Origin of the sequence: Chryseobacterium sp. D764 (genome assembly GCF_019317325.1) — a bacterium.
GTDB lineage: Bacteria > Bacteroidota > Bacteroidia > Flavobacteriales > Weeksellaceae > Chryseobacterium.
The window spans coordinates 40,902-62,067 of record NZ_CP079219.1; the positions used below are offsets into that span (position 1 = coordinate 40,902).

Here is a 21,166-nt window from a genome sequence, read left to right on the forward strand (position 1 = left end):
CCTCATTATTTATAATTTATAAATCATAATTCAAAATGAACAACGGTATTATTATTTTAGATTTCGGATCCCAGTACAACCAGCTTATCGGAAGAAGAATCCGTGAGATGGGTGTATACTCTGAAATCTTACCTTACAATACACCATTACAAGATATTTTAGCAAAACAGCCAAAAGGAATTATTCTTTCCGGTGGACCAAGCTCTGTGAATGCAGAAAACGCTCACCTGGTTGAAAAAGAATTATACGAACAAGGAGTTCCTGTATTGGGAATCTGCTACGGAATGCAGATGACAGCTCACCTTTTAGGAGGAAAAGTAAATAAAGGAGAAAAGGGAGAGTATGGTAAAGCAAACCTTGAGATCGTAAAAGAAAGCTCTTTATTGAAAGGAGTGACTCAGAACTCTGTAGTTTGGATGAGCCATTTTGACGAAGTAGGAGAATTGCCTGCAGGTTTTGAATTGAACGCAAAATCAGGAGTAATTGCTTCTATCTCTAACGAAGAAAGTAAAATCTACTGTGTTCAGTTCCACCCGGAAGTATCTCATACTGAAGAAGGAGGAAAAATGCTTGAAAATTTCGTTTTTGGAATCTGTAACTCAGAGAAAAACTGGAAACTGACTAACTATATTGAAAAAACAGTTGAGGAAATCCGTGAGAAAGTAGGAGACAACAAAGTAATCCTTGGTCTTTCAGGTGGTGTTGACTCTTCTGTAGCGGCAGTTTTGATCCACAAAGCAATCGGTGATCAGTTGACTTGTATCTTCGTAGATACGGGATTATTGAGAAAGGATGAAGGCAAAAAAGTAATGGATCAGTATGGAGAGCATTTCCATATGAACATTAAAATGGTGGATGCTCAGGAAAGATTCCTTACAAAATTAGCTGGTGTTGATGATCCTGAAGCAAAAAGAAAAATCATCGGAAACGAATTTATCCATGTTTTTGATGAAGAATCACACAAAATTGAAGGCGCTAAATTCCTTGCACAAGGTACTATTTACCCTGACGTTATTGAGAGCCAGTCTGTCAACGGACCATCAGCAGTAATCAAGTCTCACCACAACGTTGGTGGACTTCCTGAAGATATGGACTTCGAATTGTTAGAGCCGCTAAGAGAGCTTTTCAAGGACGAAGTAAGAAGAGTAGGAGAAGAATTAGGTATTCCTCACCACATGGTATACAGACACCCTTTCCCAGGTCCGGGATTGGGAATCAGAATATTGGGAGCTGTAGATGCTGAAAAAGTAAGAATCCTTCAGGAAGCTGATGATATCTTCATCGAAGAATTATACAAAAATGACCTTTACGAAAAAGTATCTCAGGCATTTGTAGTTCTTCTTCCGGTAAAATCTGTAGGAGTAATGGGAGATGAAAGAACGTATGAATATACTGCTGTAGTTCGTTCTGCCAATACCATCGACTTTATGACGGCAACGTGGAGCAGACTTCCTTATGAGTTCTTAGATACTGTTTCAAGCAGAATCATCAACGAAGTAAGAGGAATCAACAGAGTAGCGTACGATATTTCAAGCAAACCACCTGCAACTATTGAGTGGGAATAATCTTTGACTTGAATTTAAAATATAAATCCTGCCCGCTTTGGGTGGGATTTTTTTGTTTATAATGGAAATTCTGTTTCTAAAAACTTCAATGCGGCTATTCCATATTCTGTCTTTTGCAAACAAGAACGATGAACTCCTTCATCATTGAATAAGTAAAATTTATGATTCTTATCGGAGGTAAAAGGTGGAAATAGGACAATATCCTGTCCTTCATCTAAAGTTTTTTTGCAAACAGGGCATTTACTTTGATTCAGAAAAATTATTGCCATTTCTAATTGATATTTTGGTTAATGTTTTGCTTAGTAATAGCCTATTAAAACAAATTTTCACTAAATTTAAGTAAAATTATATCAAATGCAAATAGAAACGAGACCCCTGACTGTTCAGGATTATGATGAATTGGTAGTGACAATGAAAAGGGCGTATCCTCAGATGTCTGAATCTATCTGGTCTAAAAAAAGTATAGATAAACTTACGAGAATATTTCCTAAAGGTCAGATTTGTATCACTGTAGACGGGAAATTGGCTGCCGTAGCACTGTCCATTATTGTGAATTATGATGAATTTGGGGACGACCATACCTATGTTGATATTACAGGAAATTATACATTCAATACCCATTTGTCAACAGGAAATGTATTGTATGGGATAGAAGTTTTTGTTGATCCTGAATTTCGGGAACTGCGCCTGGGAAGAAGATTGTATGATGCCAGAAAAGAATTGTGTGAGCTGCTCAATCTAAAATCAATTATTCTGGGGGGAAGAATTCCGAACTATCATAAATATAGTGATGAGATTTCTCCAAGAGAGTATATCCGAAGAGTAAGAGATAAGGAAATTTATGATCCGGTATTATCTTTCCAGCTTTCCAATAACTTCCTTCCCATAAAGATTCTGAAAAAATATCTTCCCGAAGATGAATCATCACTGGAAAACGCTGTTTTGCTGCAGTGGAACAATATCTATTACAGCAAAAAGCCCAATACAATGCAGGATAGTATCATCCGCTTAGGATTAGTACAATGGCAGATGAGGCATTTTAAAAATATCGATGCTTTTTATGAGCAGGTAGAATTCTTTGTTAATGTAATGGGAGACTATAAGTCAGACTTTGTTCTTTTCCCCGAACTTTTCAATACTCCGCTTTTAGCACCCTTCAATAAGCTTTCAGAAAGAGACAGTATGATCGAGCTGGCTAAATTAAGTGAGGAAATAAAAAATAAAATCTCTGAACTGGCGATCAGTTACAATGTCAATATTATTTCCGGAAGCATGCCTGTTTTTGATCATGATAATAATGATTTATATAATGTCAGCTATCTGTTGCATCGTGATGGACGTATTGATGAATACCGAAAAATCCATATCACTCCAAATGAAAAAAAGTATTATGGAATGAAAGGAGGAAACGAAATCCGGGTTTTTGATACCGATTGTGGGAAAATAGGACTTGTAATTTGCTATGATGTAGAATTTCCGGAGTTACCAAGAATTCTGGCTGATCAGGGGATGAAGATTCTTTTTGTTCCTTACCTTACAGATACCCAGAATGCTTATATCAGAGTGCGTCACTGTGCTGCTGCGAGAGCGATTGAAAATGAATGTTATGTAGCTATTGCGGGTTGTGTAGGTAACTTACCGGGAGTAAACAATATGGATATTCAGTTCGGACAGGCTGCTGTATTTACCCCTTCAGATTTTGCTTTCCCTTCTAATGGTGTAAAAGGTGAGGCTACTCCCAATACAGAAATGACCCTGATTGTTGATGTAGACCTGAACTTATTGAAGGATCTTCATCATAACGGCTCGGTTCAGGTGATGAAAGACCGTAGGAAAGACCTGTATGAGACTTATCTTAAATAATAAAACAGAATGCATTAGCATTCTGTTTTTATTTTACCTAAAATTTTCTTTGAGTGGGCTGATTACATGTACTGAGGACATACTACAGCAGGGCAGATCAATTTTGGACATCTTGGTCTTCCGTCTGTAGGGCAGCATTGGTTGGAGCAGTTTCCGATAATGATTCCGCTTCCTGCAATCCCTTTTAATTGCTCTCTTGAAAGTTTGTTGTTACGTAAATTTTTCATGTTTTAATACTTTTGGTTTGTTTTATTTGTACGCTGTAAATATATTAATTTTTATGATATATGATGGTTTTTGTTGTTATTGATGTATTTTATTCTTTAAAAGGTTGATTGCGTGTTGTTGTTTTTAACTTTCCATGTTGATGTTGTTGTAATAATTCTTTTCATAAAGGAACAATTTTTGGAGTAAATTGCACCTACTATTGATAGACTATGTTTGACAAACAGCAAAGAAAACTGAAAAGATCCGCAAGACTGATTTCCGTATTGAGTAAATATGGTTTCAAAGATATGCTGGCAAGGATGAATGGAGGAAATAAGCCGGAAGAAACTTCCGGTTCAGACGAGATTATTTCAAAAGGAACCGTTTACGAAAGAATAAGACTGGCTCTTGAAGAGCTTGGCCCTACTTTTGTAAAATTGGGTCAGACATTCAGTAACAGAGAAGATTTATTACCACCGGAATTGATTCAGGAGCTGCAGAAACTTCAGGACAAAGTGGAAACAGTAGATATGGACGTAGAAGAAGCGCTGGAAAGTGAATTCAATATTTCCGTGAAAGACTGTTTCCGTGAAATCCAGAAACAACCTCTGGCTACAGCTTCTATAGCACAGGTGTATAAAGCAATTTTGCTGGATGGCAGTCCGGTGATTTTAAAATTGAGAAAGCCTGATGTGCAGTCAGTTATTGAAGATGATCTACTTTTGATCAAAGACATTGAAAAGCTGATCTCTGCCTATTCCGAAATAGGAGAAAAACTTAATCTGAAACAGGCCATTTCTACCTTTGAAAGATCATTGCTTGAAGAGGTTTCTTTGACTAATGAAAGGAATAATATACTGCAGTTCCGTCTGAATTTTAAGAACAATAAAGAAACATATGTTCCCAAAGTCTACGAAGAATTTTCCAACAACAATATTCTTTGCATGGAATTCATCGACGGGATAAAGGTAACAGACAAATCGGTACTTCTGGCTAATGATATTAGTCCTGTAAAAGTTTCCGAAGCAGGATTAAGGCTGTTTGTATCGCAGATCTTAGACTATGGATTCTTCCATGCTGATCCTCATGCCGGCAATATTTTGGTGAAAAAAGACGGTAAAATAGTTTTCATAGATTTTGGGGCAGTGGGAAAAATTCAGCCTAATGATAAAGAAATTCTTGAAAATCTTATCGTAAGTTTTGTTGCCAAAAACTCTCATAAAATAGTACGGTCACTCAAAAAAATGGCCATAAGCTACGAAATACCTGATGAAAGGAGGTTTGAAAATGATGTAGAAGATATTTTGAATTTTGTTCACAGCTCATCACTGCAGGATATCAATGTACAGGTGATCATCAACAAGATGAAGGATATTTTAAAGGATAACAGGCTCTATATGCCTGATTATTTCTATCTTTTATTCAAAGGTATCAGCTTAATAGAAGGTGTTGGAAGGAGCATAAACCCAGATCTGGACATCGTTAAAAGTCTTCATCCTTACACAAAAAAGATTTTCACAAAAAAAATAAATCCTAAAAATCTTTTAAAAACAGGTATGGACCGGATGATGAATTTTACAGATAATGTAGATGAAATCCCAAAAGAGCTCCGTTCTGTTCTTCAAAAACTGGATGAAAATAAATTTACGGTATCCAGTGAGATCAAGAATATAGACAAAACCAACCAGCTGATTAAATCCAGTGTTGTCAATTTGATTCTGGCTATGGTCTTAGGCGCAAATATAATTGCAACAGCCATCGTTTTTAGCTCAGAATCCGGTCCGAGAATAGGAGAATTATCTTTAGTGGCAGTCTTAGGTTTTGTATTTTCAATTATTCTGGTCTTAATACTTTTACTGAGAGTGACAAGGAAGTGATACACAAACTAAAAATGAAAGAATTACAATTCTTCTATTCCGCACCATAAAACCCGAATCACGGATCTCGCAACTAAAAACCAAAACCTACCATGAAAACAATTATTATAACAGCAATCACCTTATTCAGTTCATTTTGTATGGCTCAGGAAGCCAGTGCAGAGAATATTCAGGGAGATTTTGACGGAAACGGAACCAAAGAATATGTCTATACAAAAGTCAGTGACTGTGGTGACGAATGTGAAGGAAAGTGTGAAACAACTATTTACTTCAGTGATAAAAATATAAAGCCTATAACAATTTCACCAGCCAATCAAGGAAGCCTGTATAATCTGGGAGACCTTAATGGAGATGGAAAAGAGGAGATTGGTTTTTATCCGAACTGGTGTACCAGCTGCTGGCATCCGTTTTATGTTTATACTTTAAGTAAAACTGGATGGCAACCGTTATTGCCCTCTATTTCAACTCACTGTAATCAATGGGAAGAAGATAAATTCCCCATCAAAAAAGATCCGAAAAAGAAAGGATACGTTATCGTTACCTCCAGCAAATGGGAAGACGACGATATTAAAACTATCAGTAAAAGTGTGAAAGTAAATTAAAGAGTTAAGTAGTTGCTGGTTGCTGGTTAATCAGTTGTTTTTCCGGATAACTCAAGTTTTTTTGTTTTTTATCTTCGAGAAAATTGGCAATTCACTTGAGAAGCAAAATTCACTATTGACCAATTCCTTACCTCTAATTTTTAACTTCTAATTAAATACCTATCTTTGCAAAATGGAAAAACTCACTTTTGCAGATTTTGACCTGCCGGTTAAAATTCTTGATGTTTTAGCAGATTTGGAATTATTTGAACCTACACCCATTCAGGAGAAGAGCTTAAAGCCTATTCTTTCAGGAAGAGATGTGATGGGAATTGCGCAGACCGGAACCGGAAAAACATTAGCTTACCTTTTGCCCGTTCTGAAAACATGGAAATACAGCAAAACAGGAAATCCAACTGTTTTGGTGCTTGTTCCTACAAGAGAATTGGTGGTGCAGGTAACTGAAATTATTGAGAAACTGACAGAAAATATTACTGCAAGAGTAATCGGAATATACGGAGGAAAAAATATCAATACTCAAAAACTATTGTTCAACGATGGTTGTGATATTTTGGTAGGAACGCCCGGAAGAGTGATGGACCTTTCCATAGACAATGCTATTTCTCTTAAAGAAGTTCAGAAATTGGTCATTGATGAATTTGATGAGATGCTTAACTTAGGTTTCAGACCGCAGCTTACTCATATTTTTGAAATGATGAAAGCAAAGAGACAGAACATCCTTTTCTCTGCAACCATGACGGAAGCAGTAGATGAAATGCTGGATGTATACTTTGCAAGCCCAATTGAAATTTCATTGGCAAAATCAGGAACGCCGCTTGAGAAAATTGAACAGACTGCTTATAAAGTAGAAAACTTTAATACTAAGATCAACTTACTTGAACATTTACTGAAGAGCGATACAGATATGTCCAAGGTCTTGATTTTTAATAATAATAAAAGACATGCCGACATGCTCTTTACTAAAATTGATGAGCTTTTCCCTGGACAGTTTGACGTGATTCACTCTAATAAGTCTCAGAACTACAGACTTAAGGCTATGAAAAGCTTTGAGAATGAAGAAGTGAGAGGTTTGATTACTACAGATGTAATGGCAAGAGGTCTTGATATTTCCAATGTTACGCATGTTATCAACTTTGAGACACCGGATATTCCTGAACAGTACATTCACAGAATCGGTAGAACGGGTAGAGCAGACAAAGAAGGAAAAGCGGTTACTTTTGTAACTAAAAAAGAAGAACCTTTGATTCTTGATATTGAGCTATTGATGGATAAAGATCTGAAATTTAATGAATTCCCGGAAGGAGTTAAGATCAATCCTAAAAAGATCGCTGATGAAGAAGATCAGATTGTTATGAAAAATCCTGCACAGGTAAAACTGAATGATGGAGGAGGAGCATTCCATGATAAGAAAGCTAAAAATACTAAAGAAAACTGGGGTGGTCCTTCCAAAAGAAAAGCACCTAAGAAGTTTGGAGCTAACAGGTCCCAACAGAAAGCAATATCAAAATCGAAAAGAAAGAAATAAAATAAAAACGATTCCCATATCAGGAATCGTTTTTTATTTTTAATCGAATTGAATATTGTTGCTTTTTAAAATTTCTTTAAACTTATCTGTTTTACCTTCTTCTTTCATACTCTTATAAATATATCCTATCATTTTTTCAGCATCCGATCGGTAAGGCGATTTTTGTTCAGAATAAATCCTGTATGCTTTACAAATATTATCAAGACCTTTTTCATTATTCTTCAGATGAGTAAAGTAGACCTGTCCCATTCCATAATAAACTTCCGGATCACCTGGATATACTTTGTCAAAATCGTTATACGCATCAATAGCTTTCTGATATTCCTTTTTATAAACATACGTTATTGCTATATTCTGTAAAGGCATTTTACCTTTTGGATCAGCAGCCAATGACTGTTTATAAGCGTTAAGAGCTTTATCATATTCCCCTATTCTTCTATAGGAAATTCCCAGATTATCCCATGCGTAAATAAATTTTGGATCAATTTTTACTGCTTGTTCATAATTTTGAATAGCTTCTTTCCAGTTTTCCGCTTTTCCTGCATCAACGCCTTTTTCATAGAAATCAACGGCCGTATCATTTTTTGAGAACTTGTCATAACTGGTTTCAGTAGTTTTGGTAGCTCTTTGCACGCTCTCGCAGTTTTGCATCAGATAACGTTCAAGCTCATTATAGCTGTCCTTGTATTGCTGTGAATTCTTATTCGTATTAAAAGTCAGGTTAATCTGCTTTTTCCCGTTTACTTTAGGTGCTTTTTCAGATTCTTTTTCTGCTCCTTTCAAAAGTGTTGAGATCTGAAGCGCTCCCGTGTATTTGTCAATACATTCATGAACATCTTTTATGATATCTTCCTTCTTCCTGTTTGCCAAATGAATAGAATCAGCACATTTACAGGCATTTTCTGAGAGCTCCTGAAGAACTGTTTTTTCATTGGGTTTCTCCTGAGAAAATGAAAGAGAGTAGAATAAAACGAAAAATAAAATGGTTATTGTTTTTTTTATCATGGGTTATAGTTTATTTCAGGTAAGGAGTGATCACTTTGGTCCAGATTTTATATCCCTCCGGCTTAAAATGAAGCATATCTTCCACAAAAATATCTTTTCTTACATTTCCATTAGCATCTTCCATCGCTTTAGTAACATCAATATATTCAGCATTGGGTTCTTTTTTCATAAATGCAGCGATCTTCTTGTTGGCAATTTTCATCTGCGGCCAGATCACTTCTCTGCTTGGAGAGTACTTGATAGAGATATAATCAACTTCAATATTGGGAAATTTTTCACGTATTTTTTTATAAAAAGCTTTATATCTGTCAACCACTACTTTTGCTTTTAGCTGATGGTTGTCTGCAAAATCATTTTCGCCACAGTAAATAATGATCTGCTTTGGCTGATAGGGAGCTAAAAGATCATTCGCAAAATCATTAAGGTCTGTAAGTCTGGACCCTCCGAACCCTCTGTTGATAATTTTTTGATTAGGGAAATAATCTGCTATATCAGTCCATTTTGTGAATGACGAGCTTCCCAGAAATAGAATGGCATCCTTTGGTGGCGGGTTTTGCTGATCTTGCTTTTTGAATTCCTGAATGTCCTGCCAGAACATTGGTTTTTTTTCCTGAGAAAAGGCAATAACAAAACACAGCAATAGGAATGCTGATAGAATCTTCTTCATTATATTCAGTTTTAAATTAGATATAAAAATAATAAAAAACTCCCGATTAGCGGGAGTTTTATGATTTATCTTTTGTAAGTAACATAGGGGATATCAGGAATTTTATCTCCATCCATATCAAAAATTCCGGATTGCTGAGCAAGTTTAAAATCTTTACCCGTCAAAACATCAACTCTGTAGGTGATAGGTGATTCTTCCTCACCAAACTTAATTCCTATAACTTTTGAATCTGCATCATAAGTATATCTTCCTTCAGTTTTTGGAGATGGAGTACAGTCAGCACCTTCTCCTGTATAGGCTGTATAGCTCACATAATAGTCTGTTCTTAAGAAAAGAGTGTTTTTGGCTGCACATCCAGTTAATGTTTCAGTATAAAGCACTGTTTTATTATCTTTTCCGGAAATTACTTCCCTTTTAACTTCCTTCCAATCTCCCTTCATGATATCCATATCGTAAGCTTCAAGATTGTCATCTTTACAAGAAGTAAGTGCCAGGGCAGAAAAGGCAAATAAAAGTAGCTGTTTTTTCATTTTCACAAATTTAAGAATATGCTAAAATATAAATAAATTTGAAATATCTATAATGAAATAATGATTTTTTAAACGAATGTTTGTAAATTGAATAATTTTGAGAGGATAATCAGTATTTTCAGGCGTCTAAAAGCCGCTAAAACATAAGAAATTGATTTAAAGAATATACAACTAATTAGTCAAGATCATATAAAATCAAAAGAAGCGGGCTAAATCCCGCTTCAATATGAATTAATTGCCACTCTTCCAGTCAAAAATTAAAGGCTCAGTATAATTTTAAACCTTAAACCTTAAACCTTAAACCTTAAATTTTGAATTTCTAGTAGCTCATCTCTACAATCTTATAAGCATCCTGCGGAGTTAGTTTTTTATACTCTCCAAGGCCTAACCATTTTCTGTCTGTAAAGGCTTTTTCAACCTTTTCAGCTGTTCCTTTAAAGTCTTCTGTATACTCAGAAAGTTTGGTTTTGATATGAAGGCTGTGGAAGAATTCTTCCATTTTTTTGATTCCCAGTTCTGCTTTTTCTTCTACACTTCCGTCTTTGATTCCCCAGACTCTCTCGGCATATTGTGCCAGCTTTCCTTTTTTATCATCAAAATTGTAACGATAGTGGGATGGAGCGATAATTGCCAGCGTTCTTGCATGATCAATACCGAAATAAGCAGTCAGCTCGTGTCCCATTGCGTGTACTGCCCAGTCTGTAATGACTCCTTTCTGGATCAGTCCGTTCAGCGCCATTGTACAGCACCACATAAAGTTTCCGGCAGCATCATAGTTGAAATCATCAGCCAATACTTTTGGAGCCGTTTCCTGAAGACTGATCAGAATGCTTTCTGCAATTCTTTCCTGAAGATCAGCAGAAGAAGGCGCAGTCATGTATTGTTCCAAAACGTGGGTGTAGGCATCTGTAATTCCATTCACAATTTGGTTTTTTGGAATAGATCTGATCACCTCCGGATCCAATACAGAAAACTGTGGGAAAAGTCCCGGTCCTCCGGAAGACAATTTTTCATTAGTTTCTCTTCTTGAGATTACATACCCTGAATTCATTTCTGAACCGGTTGCAGGCAGCGTTAAAATACTTCCAAATGGCATTCCTTCTCCTTCAAAAGTTCTTACTGAATTTCTCAGAATGTCCCACGGTTCGCCAGCATAATTAGCTGCTGCGGAGATAAATTTCGTTCCGTCAATCACAGATCCGCCACCAACAGCAAGAAGATAAGTGATATTTTTTTCTTTAATAAAGCTTAAGGCATTGATTAAGACTTCATATTCAGGATTGGCAGGAACCCCACCAAATTCATATACTTCATGATCCTTCAAGGCCTCTTTTACCTGGTCGTAAACACCATTGTTTTTGATGCTTCCACCTCCGTAAATCATTAATATTCTTGCATCTTTAGGGATTTCTTTTGAAATTTTAGCAATTTCACCTTTCCCGAAAAGTATTTTTGTTGGATTTTTAAACTCGAAATTAAGCATTGTTCTAAATTTATTTTAACCCAAATTTACGGAATGAAAAAAGAAAATTGAGTTAACGAAATTTTAAAATTGCTATTATTATATTTTATGAAAGCTATTGCAGTTAATGGTTTTTGAACTATTGATATTATTCCTTTTTATATCATTCAGTCGTTTTCCAGATTAAGGATAAAGAATCCTTGTGGCTTAGCATTTTCCAACTAAGTTATAATGGACTGCAGTTTTCATCCTTTGCATAGATTCCATTGCTTTTCGCTTCCAACTTTCTGGTTTTTCTGTTGATCTTCACCAAAAAAGACTCTTTTACAGCCGGACAGCCCTTAGACTGCATAAGATACATAGAGATATGACGGTCCTCAATTTTATAAGCTCCGGTAAAACGGTTGCTTGTATCTACCGAATAACCATACGTTTTTGCGAGCAAAATAGCTTCAGGAAGATTGTCTACAGTTCCGATAAAGTCTCTTAACTGCTGTTCATTGGAAAAATAAACTGATCTTTCATTTTTGCATGCAAGAATGTATGAAAAGCAGTTGTTGCCTATACATTTCTGGAAAAAACCTCTTTCCGGAACAGGCTCATTGATGGTCATAAAATCGGGAGCCTGGCTTTCATAGACCACTGCTTTTTCATAATCAGTATCATTGCTGAGCACCCGCCAGTAGGCATAGTCTTTATCAGGAACAATGAAAGGATAGAGATAATCTACCGTATCAAGGATATCAGGAATTTTCTTGTAATCATCGGAAACCTTGATCTGGCCAAAAAACAGATTGGAAAGGATCAGGAAAAAAGCGATGATGAGTTTCATAGAGAAAGTGTTTTCAGTGCAAATTTAAAGAGAATTATTCCAATACAATTTTATAATATCCTTTTTCATCAGTTACATCAATATCTATTCCTGTAAAAGTCAGTTTATTGATTTGATAACCATCACAAGCTCCTTTAAATTCTGATGACTGTATTGCAAAATCAAGGTTTTTAATATTAGAATAAAATTTATAATTTTTTGTTCCGTTATAGGCGCCTACATTTTCTACAATAACCTTGTTGTCGGAGGTTTTGGTTAATTGTATATTAACATTGTTTTCATCCTGAACTGAATACGTGGTCAATGTTCCATTGGCAATAAGATTCTCATTGTTGGAGTTTACGAACTCAAAAATGATGGGTAGAGGTGCATTGTAACAATCTTTTTCACAAGAGATAAACAGAATTGTTATGAGTAGAAAAGTAAATATTTTTTTCATGGATTATGGATGTTGTAAGAGTAAAATTAATGAAAATTATATTAAACGGACTCTTACATATATCTCAAAGAATTAGTTGACCATATGCTCTACAAAAGGAACAATCCTGTTATTCTCAATTTTTCCTTTGATATAAACAGAATCGCCATTCTTGAAAATGTATTCATTGACAAGAAGATTGTTTAACCCGCTAGGTTCAAAAAAAGACTGAATCCAGGGATGCAGATTTTTTAATAAGGAAATTTTTTGAGTTCCTCTGGGTTTATAATCTTGCAGATAGTAGGGTGTTCTATCGCTGGTAGTATAAGTTTCGTAGACAAAAGGCATATTTCTTTGATCTGGATTTTTTATGATACACCTATTAAAATCAATAGGATATAATTGCCCATTGATTAAAAGTTGAGCTCCTTTGGGATAGCCTGCTGCCATGGCGTAATCGAATTTTTCGTAAATTTCTTTATATCGTTTGTTTTGTTTGACGGTACCCACACGCAGCAGATAGAATGCCGCATCTTTTCCTGATAGAGGAGCTGAGATCGTTTGGTCTGTATAAACGGTGCATTTAAGAACGGGTAATGAGTGGATGACATCTACCTGCTTATTGTACTCATCAACTCTTTCCTGCATTGATTCCATACTGCCAAAAGCAAAAGAGCTAAAAGCTATTGCTGAAAAAGCAAAGACCAGCATAAACACTCCAAATATGATTAAAATAGTTTTCAGTCCCTTTTTGTCAAGCTGGGTTCCATTGTTTTTAATATTCACATTGGCGTTAAAATTGAATTTAATCATGGTTCGTTTAAATAGCTTTCAAAACTAAGGAATTCTTGAATAAAAATTAATATGTTTTTTTGCTTTTAATCCTTTATTTTTTTGTCATTTGTCAACCCAACTCATTCCAAAATCACTTACATTTGTTATTATGATACACGACCAACGCGCAGAAAAATTCAGGCAGATCGTGGAAAATAAGTTCCAGATCTACAATTCATTATTTATGAGCCTGCCTTATGATAAAATGACGAATATCGGAATGCTGCTTCCGTTTCTTTATGAGGAAAGCAGAACCGGCTATGAAGCAGGAAAAACCCCCGAAAACATCGTCGAAGAATTTTTTAAAAACCATACTGATCTTCAGACTGAGGAACAGAAACTCGAACTGCTTTTCAAGATCATTCAGTATATAGAAAGACAGGTAGTTTTGTTTGACAGTATTGAAGATGCTGCTTTTCCTAATCTTCACTCCGAAAGTGACAGTGGTACCGTAACCAATCTTTTTGAACGCTCTTTTCAGGATCATAAAATTGAAAAAGTACGTGAAAAATTAAAAGATTTTAGTGTAAAGGTCGTGTTTACAGCGCACCCTACACAGTTTTACCCAAGTTCAGTACAAAGGATCATTCAGGACTTAAGAGGAGCTATTACCAGTGATTCCGTTACTCAGATTGATACGCTTCTGCAGCAGCTGGGGAAGACCCCTTTTGTCAACAAAGAAAAACCTACTCCTATAGATGAAGCTTTGAGTATCATTTCATACCTGAGATACGTATATTACGATACCATTGGCGAATTGTTTACGAAGATCAAAAAGACTTTCGGAAACGGGCATTTTCATCTTCATGAAGATATTATCCAGCTTGGATTCTGGCCTGGAGGAGACAGGGATGGAAATCCGTTTGTAACAGCAGATGTAACAAAAAGGGTAGCAGAAGAACTTCGTTCGGCAATTCTGAAGTCCTATTACAGCCATTTGAAATTTATCAGAAGAAGATTAAGTTTCAGAGGCGTTTCTGAAGTTTTAACCCAATTAAGTGAAGAACTGTATGCTGCCATTTTTGATGGAAAAAGTATTACAGCTGAAGATATTTTAAAGAAAGCTGCAGAAGCGGAAAAAATATTAGTTAATGAACACAACTCTTTGTTTTTAGATCTTCTGGCCAATTTCAGAGATCGTGTAATGATCTTCGGAACTCACTTTGCAACGTTGGATATCCGTCAGGACAGCAGAATCCATCAGAAAGTGATTGATGATGTTTTTGCAAAAGTATCTGGAAATGAAGAGGCTGATTACGAACAAAAATTCAATAAGCTGATTCAGGTTTCAGAAACGGTAAATGCTGAAGATTTTGAAGATATTGTGAAAGATACATTGTTAACAGTTTCACAGGTTACAGACATTCAGAATCTGAATGGATTAAGGGGAATGAACCGCTATATTATTTCCAATTCTGATGCGGTAAAAGATGTGATGAATGTGTATGCATTCTTTAAGATTTGCGGGTATAAAGACGAAGATATCAATATGGATATCGTTCCGCTTTTTGAAACGATGGAAGGTCTTGCCAACGCTGAAAATGTGATGAAGGAGCTGTATCATAATCCGGTCTACAAAAAACATCTGGAAAAAAGAGGGAATCAGCAGACCATTATGCTTGGGTTTTCTGATGGAACCAAAGATGGTGGATATTTAAAAGCCAATTGGGAAATTTATAAAGCAAAAGAAGTATTGACCAAGCTTTCCGAGCAGAGCAATATCAAAGTTGTATTCTTTGATGGCAGAGGAGGGCCACCAGCCAGAGGAGGAGGAAAGACCCACGATTTCTATGCTTCTCAGGGAAAAACTATTGCCAATAATAAAATTGAACTTACGATCCAGGGGCAAACCATTACCAGTATTTTTGGAAATAAGGAACAGGCAAAATATAATTTTGAACAGCTTCTGACAGCTGGTGTAGAAAATGATATATTCAAAAATGCAAAAAAAGAGCTTACGGAAAAAGAAAGAGCTTTAATCATTGAATTGGCGGATATCAGCTATGGAAAATATTCAGATTTAAAGGCTCATCCTATGTTTGTTCCATACCTTCAGGAGATGAGTACTCTTGAATATTATGGAAAAACAAATATCGGAAGCCGTCCTTCAAAAAGAGGAAACGGAAGCGAACTGAAATTTGAAGATCTGAGGGCTATTCCGTTTGTGGGCTCATGGTCACAACTGAAACAGAACGTTCCCGGATTTTTTGGCTTTGGATATGCTATGCAAAAGATGAAAGAACAGGGAAGATTTGAAGAAGTAAGAGAATTGTATAAAGGTTCGGATTTCTTTAAAACGTTAGTGCTGAACTCGATGATGAGTATGAATAAATCTTATTTCCCGCTGACTTATTATATTAAAAGCAACCCAAAGTTTGGTGCATTCTGGAATGTTCTTTTTGATGAATACGAGCTTTCAAGAGAAATAATGCTGGAGCTGACCGGTTTCAAAATGCTTCAGGAAGAAGATCCACTGTCCAGAAAATCGGTGAAGATCCGCGAAAAGATTGTGCTTCCATTATTGAGCATTCAACAATATGCCTTGATGAAAATACAGAAAGGAGACGGCAATAAAGAAGCCTATGAAAAATTGGTGACAAGATCACTGTTTGGAAATATTAACGCGAGCAGAAACTCTGCTTAAGTTGTTTTAAACAAACGTTTTGTACATAGTGTACAATAATATATCAACAGGAATGGGCTTTAGCCCATTCTTTTCTTATTAATCAATCCATCCGCTTTAGCCGAAATATAGCTGTTGTAGAAGAATATCTCTCGAACATTCAACAAAATTAAACACCATATCAAAATCTGCTCAATCTGTTTAATCCGCGAGAGACAAAAAAATTATTCCTTTAAGAATTTCTCATAGTAAACCTTATCCTTCATCTGAATTTTCAGATAATAAGTTCCTTTGGCAAAATCCTCCACTTTTATAGATTTCTGATGGCTGCTTTTTCTGATCAGTCTTCCCAGATTATCATAAATTTCCAAAGACAGGACTTCCTGTTCTGATGCTATATTCAGAATGTTTTTAGCAGGATTCGGGAATATAGAAAACTTTTCCTTTTTTACCGTTTCGGAAGTATTCAGAACGATATTGTACAGACTTCCGAAGTTGAGAATGCCAAATCCTATCTGATCTGAATGGGCAGGATAAAGCGAAGCTGTTTGTCTTAGCTTTGTTCTCATCTGCTCCCTGTCCATCGTTGGAAATGCCTGAATAAGACATGCCACACCTCCTGCAGCAATAGGAGTAGAAATGGATGTTCCATTCACAACTGTAGTCGCATTATCATACACTGTGGTGGTAGCAGTTCCTTGAGTACTTCCGTCAGGTTTTACCACTCCAAGAGAGTTCGGCCCAAAAGAAGAAAATCCGGATGCATTCCCTGCCGAATCTACAGAACCGATGGAGAATACTTTAGCATTGTCAGATGGTGTCATCAGATAATGCCATGGCTGCAGCCCGGAATTTCCGGCAGCAGCCAGAACAAAAATTCCTTTTTCAGCAGCAATACCTGCTCCCCGGGCAATGAAAGAAGTACTTCCGTTCATATTGGCATAAGTATAATTGTAACGGCTCTCATCAAAAATATTGTATCCCAGTGATGAGGTGATGATTTCTACGCCTTTTCTGTCTGCTTCCTCAGCTGCTTCAATCCAGTATAGCTCTTCTTCAGGAACCTCTACAGTAGCATTTTCACTTCGGTAGAGATAGAAATCAGCATCAGGAGCAGCGCCAACAAATATGTTTTCCAGATATCCGCCGATAGCTCCTAAAACAACAGAACCATGAGGACTGAGCGTTGTATTATAAATGTTTCCGGTTTTGGTGACAAAATCATAGGCCGCTTTTATATGATTACCGTTCCATAATCTTGAAAAAGCAGTTCCTGTATTCACAGTTGGAAATCCGGCATCAATGACGGCTATAGAAATCCCTGTTCCGGTATAACCTGCCAGGTGAAGTGGCCGTATATTGACCTGATCGATTTGGCCGGCACCGGAACCATAATTAAAGGTGGTAAGTATTTTATTGAGACTTGCATCATCTTGCCATTTTACAGGTGCTGTTTTTACAGTGGTTGAACTGTTTCTGGCAAAACTTTCAACAGACAAGACAAAAGATTGAGCCTGCAGCAGTGTTTTTTGGGCAGGAGTAGCATTCACTGCCGCTCCGTTAAGCCATTTTGAATAATCTGTAACGGTAAATCCTAAATTTTGAAGATTCTGAAGATAAGACTGTTCAATAGGGGCATCCTGATCGTTGAGAGGAATTCCCAGCGTTGTACGCCTGTTGAGTGATTTCTGACTGAGTTCAGAAAGCGGATTTGCATAAAATGCAGCTTTGTTGGGCTTATCAGTAAAGAAAACAAACACAAGTTCTGTTTGGGCAGATACATTAAGATAACCCGTTAGGAAACAAAAGAGTAAAAGTTTTTTCATAAGATTATTTTGTATAAAGATAAAAACAAAATCAATAAAATTTTTGATAGGATATTAAATTCCTTATTTTTACAGAAATATTTATTATATGAAAAAAATTCAGATGGTTGACTTGCAAAGTCAGTATTACAAAATAAAGAATGATGTAGACAATGCTGTTTTGAATGTAATGGACTCTGCAGCGTTTATTAACGGACCTGAAGTAAAGTCTTTCCAGAATGAATTGGAGTCTTATTTAGAAGTAAAACATGTGATTCCGTGTGCCAATGGTACAGATGCATTACAGATTGCCTTAATGGCCCTGGACCTGAAAGAAGGCGATGAGATCATCACCGCTGATTTTACTTTTGCTGCAACGGTAGAAGTAATTCACCTGCTTAAGCTAAAATCTGTATTGGTAGATGTAGATTATGATACATTCACTATTTCTACAGAGCAGATAAAAAAAGCGATTACGCCAAGAACAAAAGCGATCATTCCGGTACACATTTTCGGACAGTGTGCGAATATGGAAGAAATTTTGAAAATTGCTGAAGAGCACAACCTATATGTTATTGAAGACAACGCTCAGGCAATCGGTTCAGAATATACATTCTCTGACGGAAGTGTAAAGCAGGCAGGAACAATGTCTACTGTAGGAACAACTTCTTTCTTCCCTTCAAAAAACCTTGGATGCTACGGAGATGGTGGAGCTATTTTTACCAACAACGATGAATTAGCACACCGTTTGAGAGGAATTGTAAACCACGGAATGTACGAAAGATATTATCATGATGAGGTAGGAGTAAACTCCCGTCTGGACAGTATTCAGGCTGCGGTATTAAGAAAAAAACTTCCTCACCTTGATTCTTACAATGAAGCAAGAAAAAGAGCAGCAGATTTTTATGATGAAGCATTTGAAGGAAACCCGAATATTCTGACTCCAAAAAGAGCTGAGAACTCTACTCACGTATTCCACCAGTATACTTTAAGAATTCTGAATGGAAAACGTAATGAACTTCAAAAGTTTTTAACGGAAAAAGAAATCCCTGCAATGATCTATTATCCGGTGGCCCTAAGAAAGCAGAAAGCTTACTTCCAGGAGAGCAATGATGCAGACTTTGTGAATACAGATAAGCTGCTGGATCAGGTAATTTCTTTACCAATGCATACAGAATTAGACGAAGAACAACTGAAGTATATTACGGATGCTGTTCTTGAGTTTATGGGATAAAAATAACTATGACGGAATTTTTTTTAAAAGGAAGGAAATATAAATTCTTTTTAGGGTTTCATCTTTTTATCGTAGGATTATATTCAATCTATGTAATAAATACATTGAATTCCTATAATTCCTCATCTTACTCAGAATACTATAAAGAGAGTATTTTTGAAAATATTTTGAAATACTCTTTTTACATTATTGTAAATTTAATTTCAGGGGGGATTATTTATTTTAAAATGAAGTATACAAAGATTATTCTCAATTTTATTGCAGTAATGATCTTTATTTTAGTTTGTTATGCAGAATATACCCTCATTAAAACTTATACCAATAATTCATATTACAACTTTGTAATTGCTTTTAATACAATAGTTATAGGTTTTATTATTTTTTATCTTCTTTATCTGAACAATATGGATAAAGAGAAAGAGGTAAAGAAAAACGAAATAGAAAATATAGGCAAACACGAAGATTAAAAAATAAAATGGCAATACTTGTTACAGGAGGACTTGGATATATTGGTTCTCACACAGTAGTGGAACTTATCAATAGCGGCTTTGAAGTAGTTATCGTAGATGATTTATCCAATACGGAAAGGTTTATTTTAAAAAATATAGAAGAAATTACAGGTAAAAAGGTGGCTTTTTATCCTTTTGATCTAAAAAGAAGAGAACTTCTTACTCAGGTTTTTGATGCCTATCAGATTGATGGCTGTATCAACTTTGCAGCTTCTAAAGCAGTAGGAGAGAGCCAGATAAAACCTGTGGACTATTATGAGAATAATTTGTTCTCACTGATTAATATTCTTCAGGAATTTAAAGAAAGAGAAATCTCCAACTTTATTTTCAGTTCATCCTGTACAGTATACGGGCAGGCAGATGTAATGCCGATTGATGAAAATACCCCTTTAAAAGTACCTGAAAGTGTGTATGGGAAAACAAAACAAATGGGAGAACAGATCCTGATTGATTTTGCAAATGCCTATCACCGTAAAATTTCGTTATTAAGATATTTTAACCCGATCGGAGCCCATCCTTCTGCAAAACTTGGAGAACTGCCGATAGGAATTCCTAATAACCTGGTACCTTATGTGATGCAGACGGCTTCAGGAGTACGTGAGAAACTGAGTATTTGGGGAGATGATTATGCTACAGAGGACGGGACAGCCGTTCGTGATTATATTTATGTTGTTGACCTGGCGAAAGCACACGTTGCAGCATTAAAAAAACTGATGGAAGACTCTTCATCTGAAGCTGTGATTGATACCTACAACCTGGGAACAGGAAAAGGTTCATCCGTGCTGGAAGTGGTGAAAGCATTTGAAAAGGCCAATAATGTAGAAGTGCCGTATCAGATCTGTGCCAGAAGAGAAGGAGATATTACGATCGCGTATGCCAATGCTGAAAAGGCTGAGAAAGAACTCAACTGGAAGTCTGAAACTTCTCTGGAAGAAGCTTTAAGAACGGTTTGGGAATGGCAGAAGTATTTGAATACAAGGAATGTATAGTATTTCTATGGTTATGAAGATTTACTGACTATAGAAAAGAACAATTTAAAACGAATTATATAAACAAATTACAAAACGTCTTCCCTGAATCTTTTGTTTTTATCTTTTTAAAAAGAACATTTATTTCAGTGAAGTTTTAATTCAAAATTAATATGAAGACACAGAGAATAGGGATTACATTTTCCTCATTTGACTTATTACATGCCGGGCATATCAAAATGCTTGAAGAAGCTAAAACGGTATGTGACTATTTAATCGTTGGACTTCAGATCGACCCTTCCCACGATCGCCCCAACAAAAATAAGCCAAGCCAGACTATCGTTGAAAGGTATATTCAGTTGAAAGCAGTAAATGCTGTGGATGAGATCATTCCTTATTATACAGAAGAAGATCTGCTGGATATTTTAAAGTCATTTGTGATTGATGTAAGAATCATCGGGGATGATTATATGGACAGAGACTTTACAGGTAAGAAATACTGTGAAGAAAAAGGAATTGAGATCTTTTACAACAAAAGAGACCATAGGTTTTCCACCAGTGATCTGAGAAGAAGGATCTATGAAGCTGAAAAAGAAAAAGATTCCAAAGCTGAACCTGTAAAATAACAATAATAAAAAAT

General features: G+C 36.0%; 20 protein-coding genes. 10 read left to right on the forward strand and 10 right to left on the reverse strand.

What is annotated here, in order from left to right; genetic code table 11:
- Positions 1-35: 35 nt before the first annotated feature.
- Entirely contained in the window at positions 36-1,565 is a 1,530-nt protein-coding gene (gene guaA, locus KYG33_RS00160) for a glutamine-hydrolyzing GMP synthase (RefSeq protein WP_077414982.1), read from the forward strand.
- 56 nt (positions 1,566-1,621) lie between these two features.
- On the opposite strand, the gene KYG33_RS00165 is transcribed toward guaA, so the two are convergent.
- On the reverse strand, positions 1,622-1,834 hold the full coding sequence (locus KYG33_RS00165) for a hypothetical protein (protein WP_077414980.1): 213 nt from the start codon (positions 1,832-1,834) through the stop codon (positions 1,622-1,624).
- An 85-nt stretch (positions 1,835-1,919) separates the two neighbouring features.
- Between KYG33_RS00165 and KYG33_RS00170 the strand changes: the two genes are divergently transcribed.
- Positions 1,920-3,428 (forward strand): carbon-nitrogen hydrolase family protein, encoded by a 1,509-nt coding sequence (locus KYG33_RS00170; RefSeq protein ID WP_077414978.1) that lies wholly within the window; start codon positions 1,920-1,922, stop codon positions 3,426-3,428.
- Positions 3,429-3,490: 62 nt separating this feature from the next.
- Here the strand turns inward: KYG33_RS00170 and KYG33_RS00175 are convergent, their stop codons facing one another.
- Complete coding sequence (locus KYG33_RS00175; RefSeq protein WP_167510741.1) at positions 3,491-3,655, reverse strand: hypothetical protein; 165 nt, start codon at positions 3,653-3,655, stop codon at positions 3,491-3,493.
- A 210-nt stretch (positions 3,656-3,865) separates the two neighbouring features.
- Between KYG33_RS00175 and KYG33_RS00180 the strand changes: the two genes are divergently transcribed.
- The 3 genes from KYG33_RS00180 to KYG33_RS00190 all read left to right on the forward strand — a co-directional run bounded on the left by KYG33_RS00180 (position 3,866) and on the right by KYG33_RS00190 (position 7,639).
- Complete coding sequence (locus tag KYG33_RS00180; protein WP_077414976.1) at positions 3,866-5,512, forward strand: ABC1 kinase family protein; 1,647 nt, start codon at positions 3,866-3,868, stop codon at positions 5,510-5,512.
- Between the two features lie 92 nt (positions 5,513-5,604).
- Positions 5,605-6,114: a hypothetical protein gene (locus KYG33_RS00185; RefSeq protein ID WP_228408707.1), complete on the forward strand. Its 510-nt coding sequence runs from the start codon at positions 5,605-5,607 to the stop codon at positions 6,112-6,114.
- Positions 6,115-6,286: 172 nt separating this feature from the next.
- Complete coding sequence (locus KYG33_RS00190; protein ID WP_077414972.1) at positions 6,287-7,639, forward strand: DEAD/DEAH box helicase; 1,353 nt, start codon at positions 6,287-6,289, stop codon at positions 7,637-7,639.
- Positions 7,640-7,678: 39 nt separating this feature from the next.
- Here the strand turns inward: KYG33_RS00190 and KYG33_RS00195 are convergent, their stop codons facing one another.
- From KYG33_RS00195 to KYG33_RS00225, 7 genes are all read right to left on the reverse strand, one after another.
- Entirely contained in the window at positions 7,679-8,644 is a 966-nt protein-coding gene (locus tag KYG33_RS00195; protein WP_077414970.1) for a tetratricopeptide repeat protein, read from the reverse strand.
- A gap of 10 nt (positions 8,645-8,654) precedes the next feature.
- Positions 8,655-9,311, reverse strand: coding sequence for a GDSL-type esterase/lipase family protein (locus KYG33_RS00200; RefSeq protein ID WP_219072451.1), 657 nt, complete (start codon positions 9,309-9,311; stop codon positions 8,655-8,657).
- 65 nt (positions 9,312-9,376) lie between these two features.
- Positions 9,377-9,841 carry a lipocalin family protein gene (locus KYG33_RS00205; protein WP_047383521.1) on the reverse strand — a complete coding sequence of 155 codons (465 nt, stop codon included), beginning with the start codon at positions 9,839-9,841 and terminating at the stop codon, positions 9,377-9,379.
- A gap of 319 nt (positions 9,842-10,160) precedes the next feature.
- Positions 10,161-11,324 (reverse strand): iron-containing alcohol dehydrogenase, encoded by a 1,164-nt coding sequence (locus KYG33_RS00210; protein WP_219072452.1) that lies wholly within the window; start codon positions 11,322-11,324, stop codon positions 10,161-10,163.
- 205 nt (positions 11,325-11,529) lie between these two features.
- Positions 11,530-12,135, reverse strand: a complete 606-nt coding sequence (locus KYG33_RS00215) for a hypothetical protein (protein ID WP_219072453.1) — start codon at positions 12,133-12,135, stop codon at positions 11,530-11,532.
- 34 nt (positions 12,136-12,169) lie between these two features.
- Complete coding sequence (locus KYG33_RS00220; protein WP_077414962.1) at positions 12,170-12,574, reverse strand: hypothetical protein; 405 nt, start codon at positions 12,572-12,574, stop codon at positions 12,170-12,172.
- 72 nt (positions 12,575-12,646) lie between these two features.
- Positions 12,647-13,366: a hypothetical protein gene (locus KYG33_RS00225; protein WP_077414960.1), complete on the reverse strand. Its 720-nt coding sequence runs from the start codon at positions 13,364-13,366 to the stop codon at positions 12,647-12,649.
- Positions 13,367-13,496: 130 nt separating this feature from the next.
- Here KYG33_RS00225 and KYG33_RS00230 point away from each other — a divergent pair, with 130 nt between their 5' ends.
- Positions 13,497-16,031 (forward strand): phosphoenolpyruvate carboxylase, encoded by a 2,535-nt coding sequence (locus KYG33_RS00230; protein ID WP_219072454.1) that lies wholly within the window; start codon positions 13,497-13,499, stop codon positions 16,029-16,031.
- Between the two features lie 203 nt (positions 16,032-16,234).
- Here KYG33_RS00230 and KYG33_RS00235 read toward each other — a convergent pair whose 3' ends face one another.
- The gene (locus KYG33_RS00235; protein ID WP_219072455.1) at positions 16,235-17,836 is read right to left on the reverse strand and encodes a S8/S53 family peptidase; all 1,602 of its coding nucleotides are present in this window, start codon (positions 17,834-17,836) and stop codon (positions 16,235-16,237) included.
- A gap of 88 nt (positions 17,837-17,924) precedes the next feature.
- On the opposite strand from KYG33_RS00235, the gene KYG33_RS00240 reads away from it, so the two are divergent.
- The 4 genes from KYG33_RS00240 to KYG33_RS00255 all read left to right on the forward strand — a co-directional run bounded on the left by KYG33_RS00240 (position 17,925) and on the right by KYG33_RS00255 (position 21,152).
- On the forward strand, positions 17,925-19,049 hold the full coding sequence (locus KYG33_RS00240) for a DegT/DnrJ/EryC1/StrS family aminotransferase (RefSeq protein WP_077414954.1): 1,125 nt from the start codon (positions 17,925-17,927) through the stop codon (positions 19,047-19,049).
- 227 nt (positions 19,050-19,276) lie between these two features.
- Positions 19,277-19,516, forward strand: coding sequence for a hypothetical protein (locus KYG33_RS00245; protein ID WP_219072456.1), 240 nt, complete (start codon positions 19,277-19,279; stop codon positions 19,514-19,516).
- Positions 19,517-19,524: 8 nt separating this feature from the next.
- Positions 19,525-20,547 carry a UDP-glucose 4-epimerase GalE gene (gene galE / locus KYG33_RS00250; protein ID WP_219072457.1) on the forward strand — a complete coding sequence of 341 codons (1,023 nt, stop codon included), beginning with the start codon at positions 19,525-19,527 and terminating at the stop codon, positions 20,545-20,547.
- 152 nt (positions 20,548-20,699) lie between these two features.
- On the forward strand, positions 20,700-21,152 hold the full coding sequence (locus tag KYG33_RS00255) for an adenylyltransferase/cytidyltransferase family protein (RefSeq protein WP_077414948.1): 453 nt from the start codon (positions 20,700-20,702) through the stop codon (positions 21,150-21,152).
- Positions 21,153-21,166: the final 14 nt, after the last annotated feature.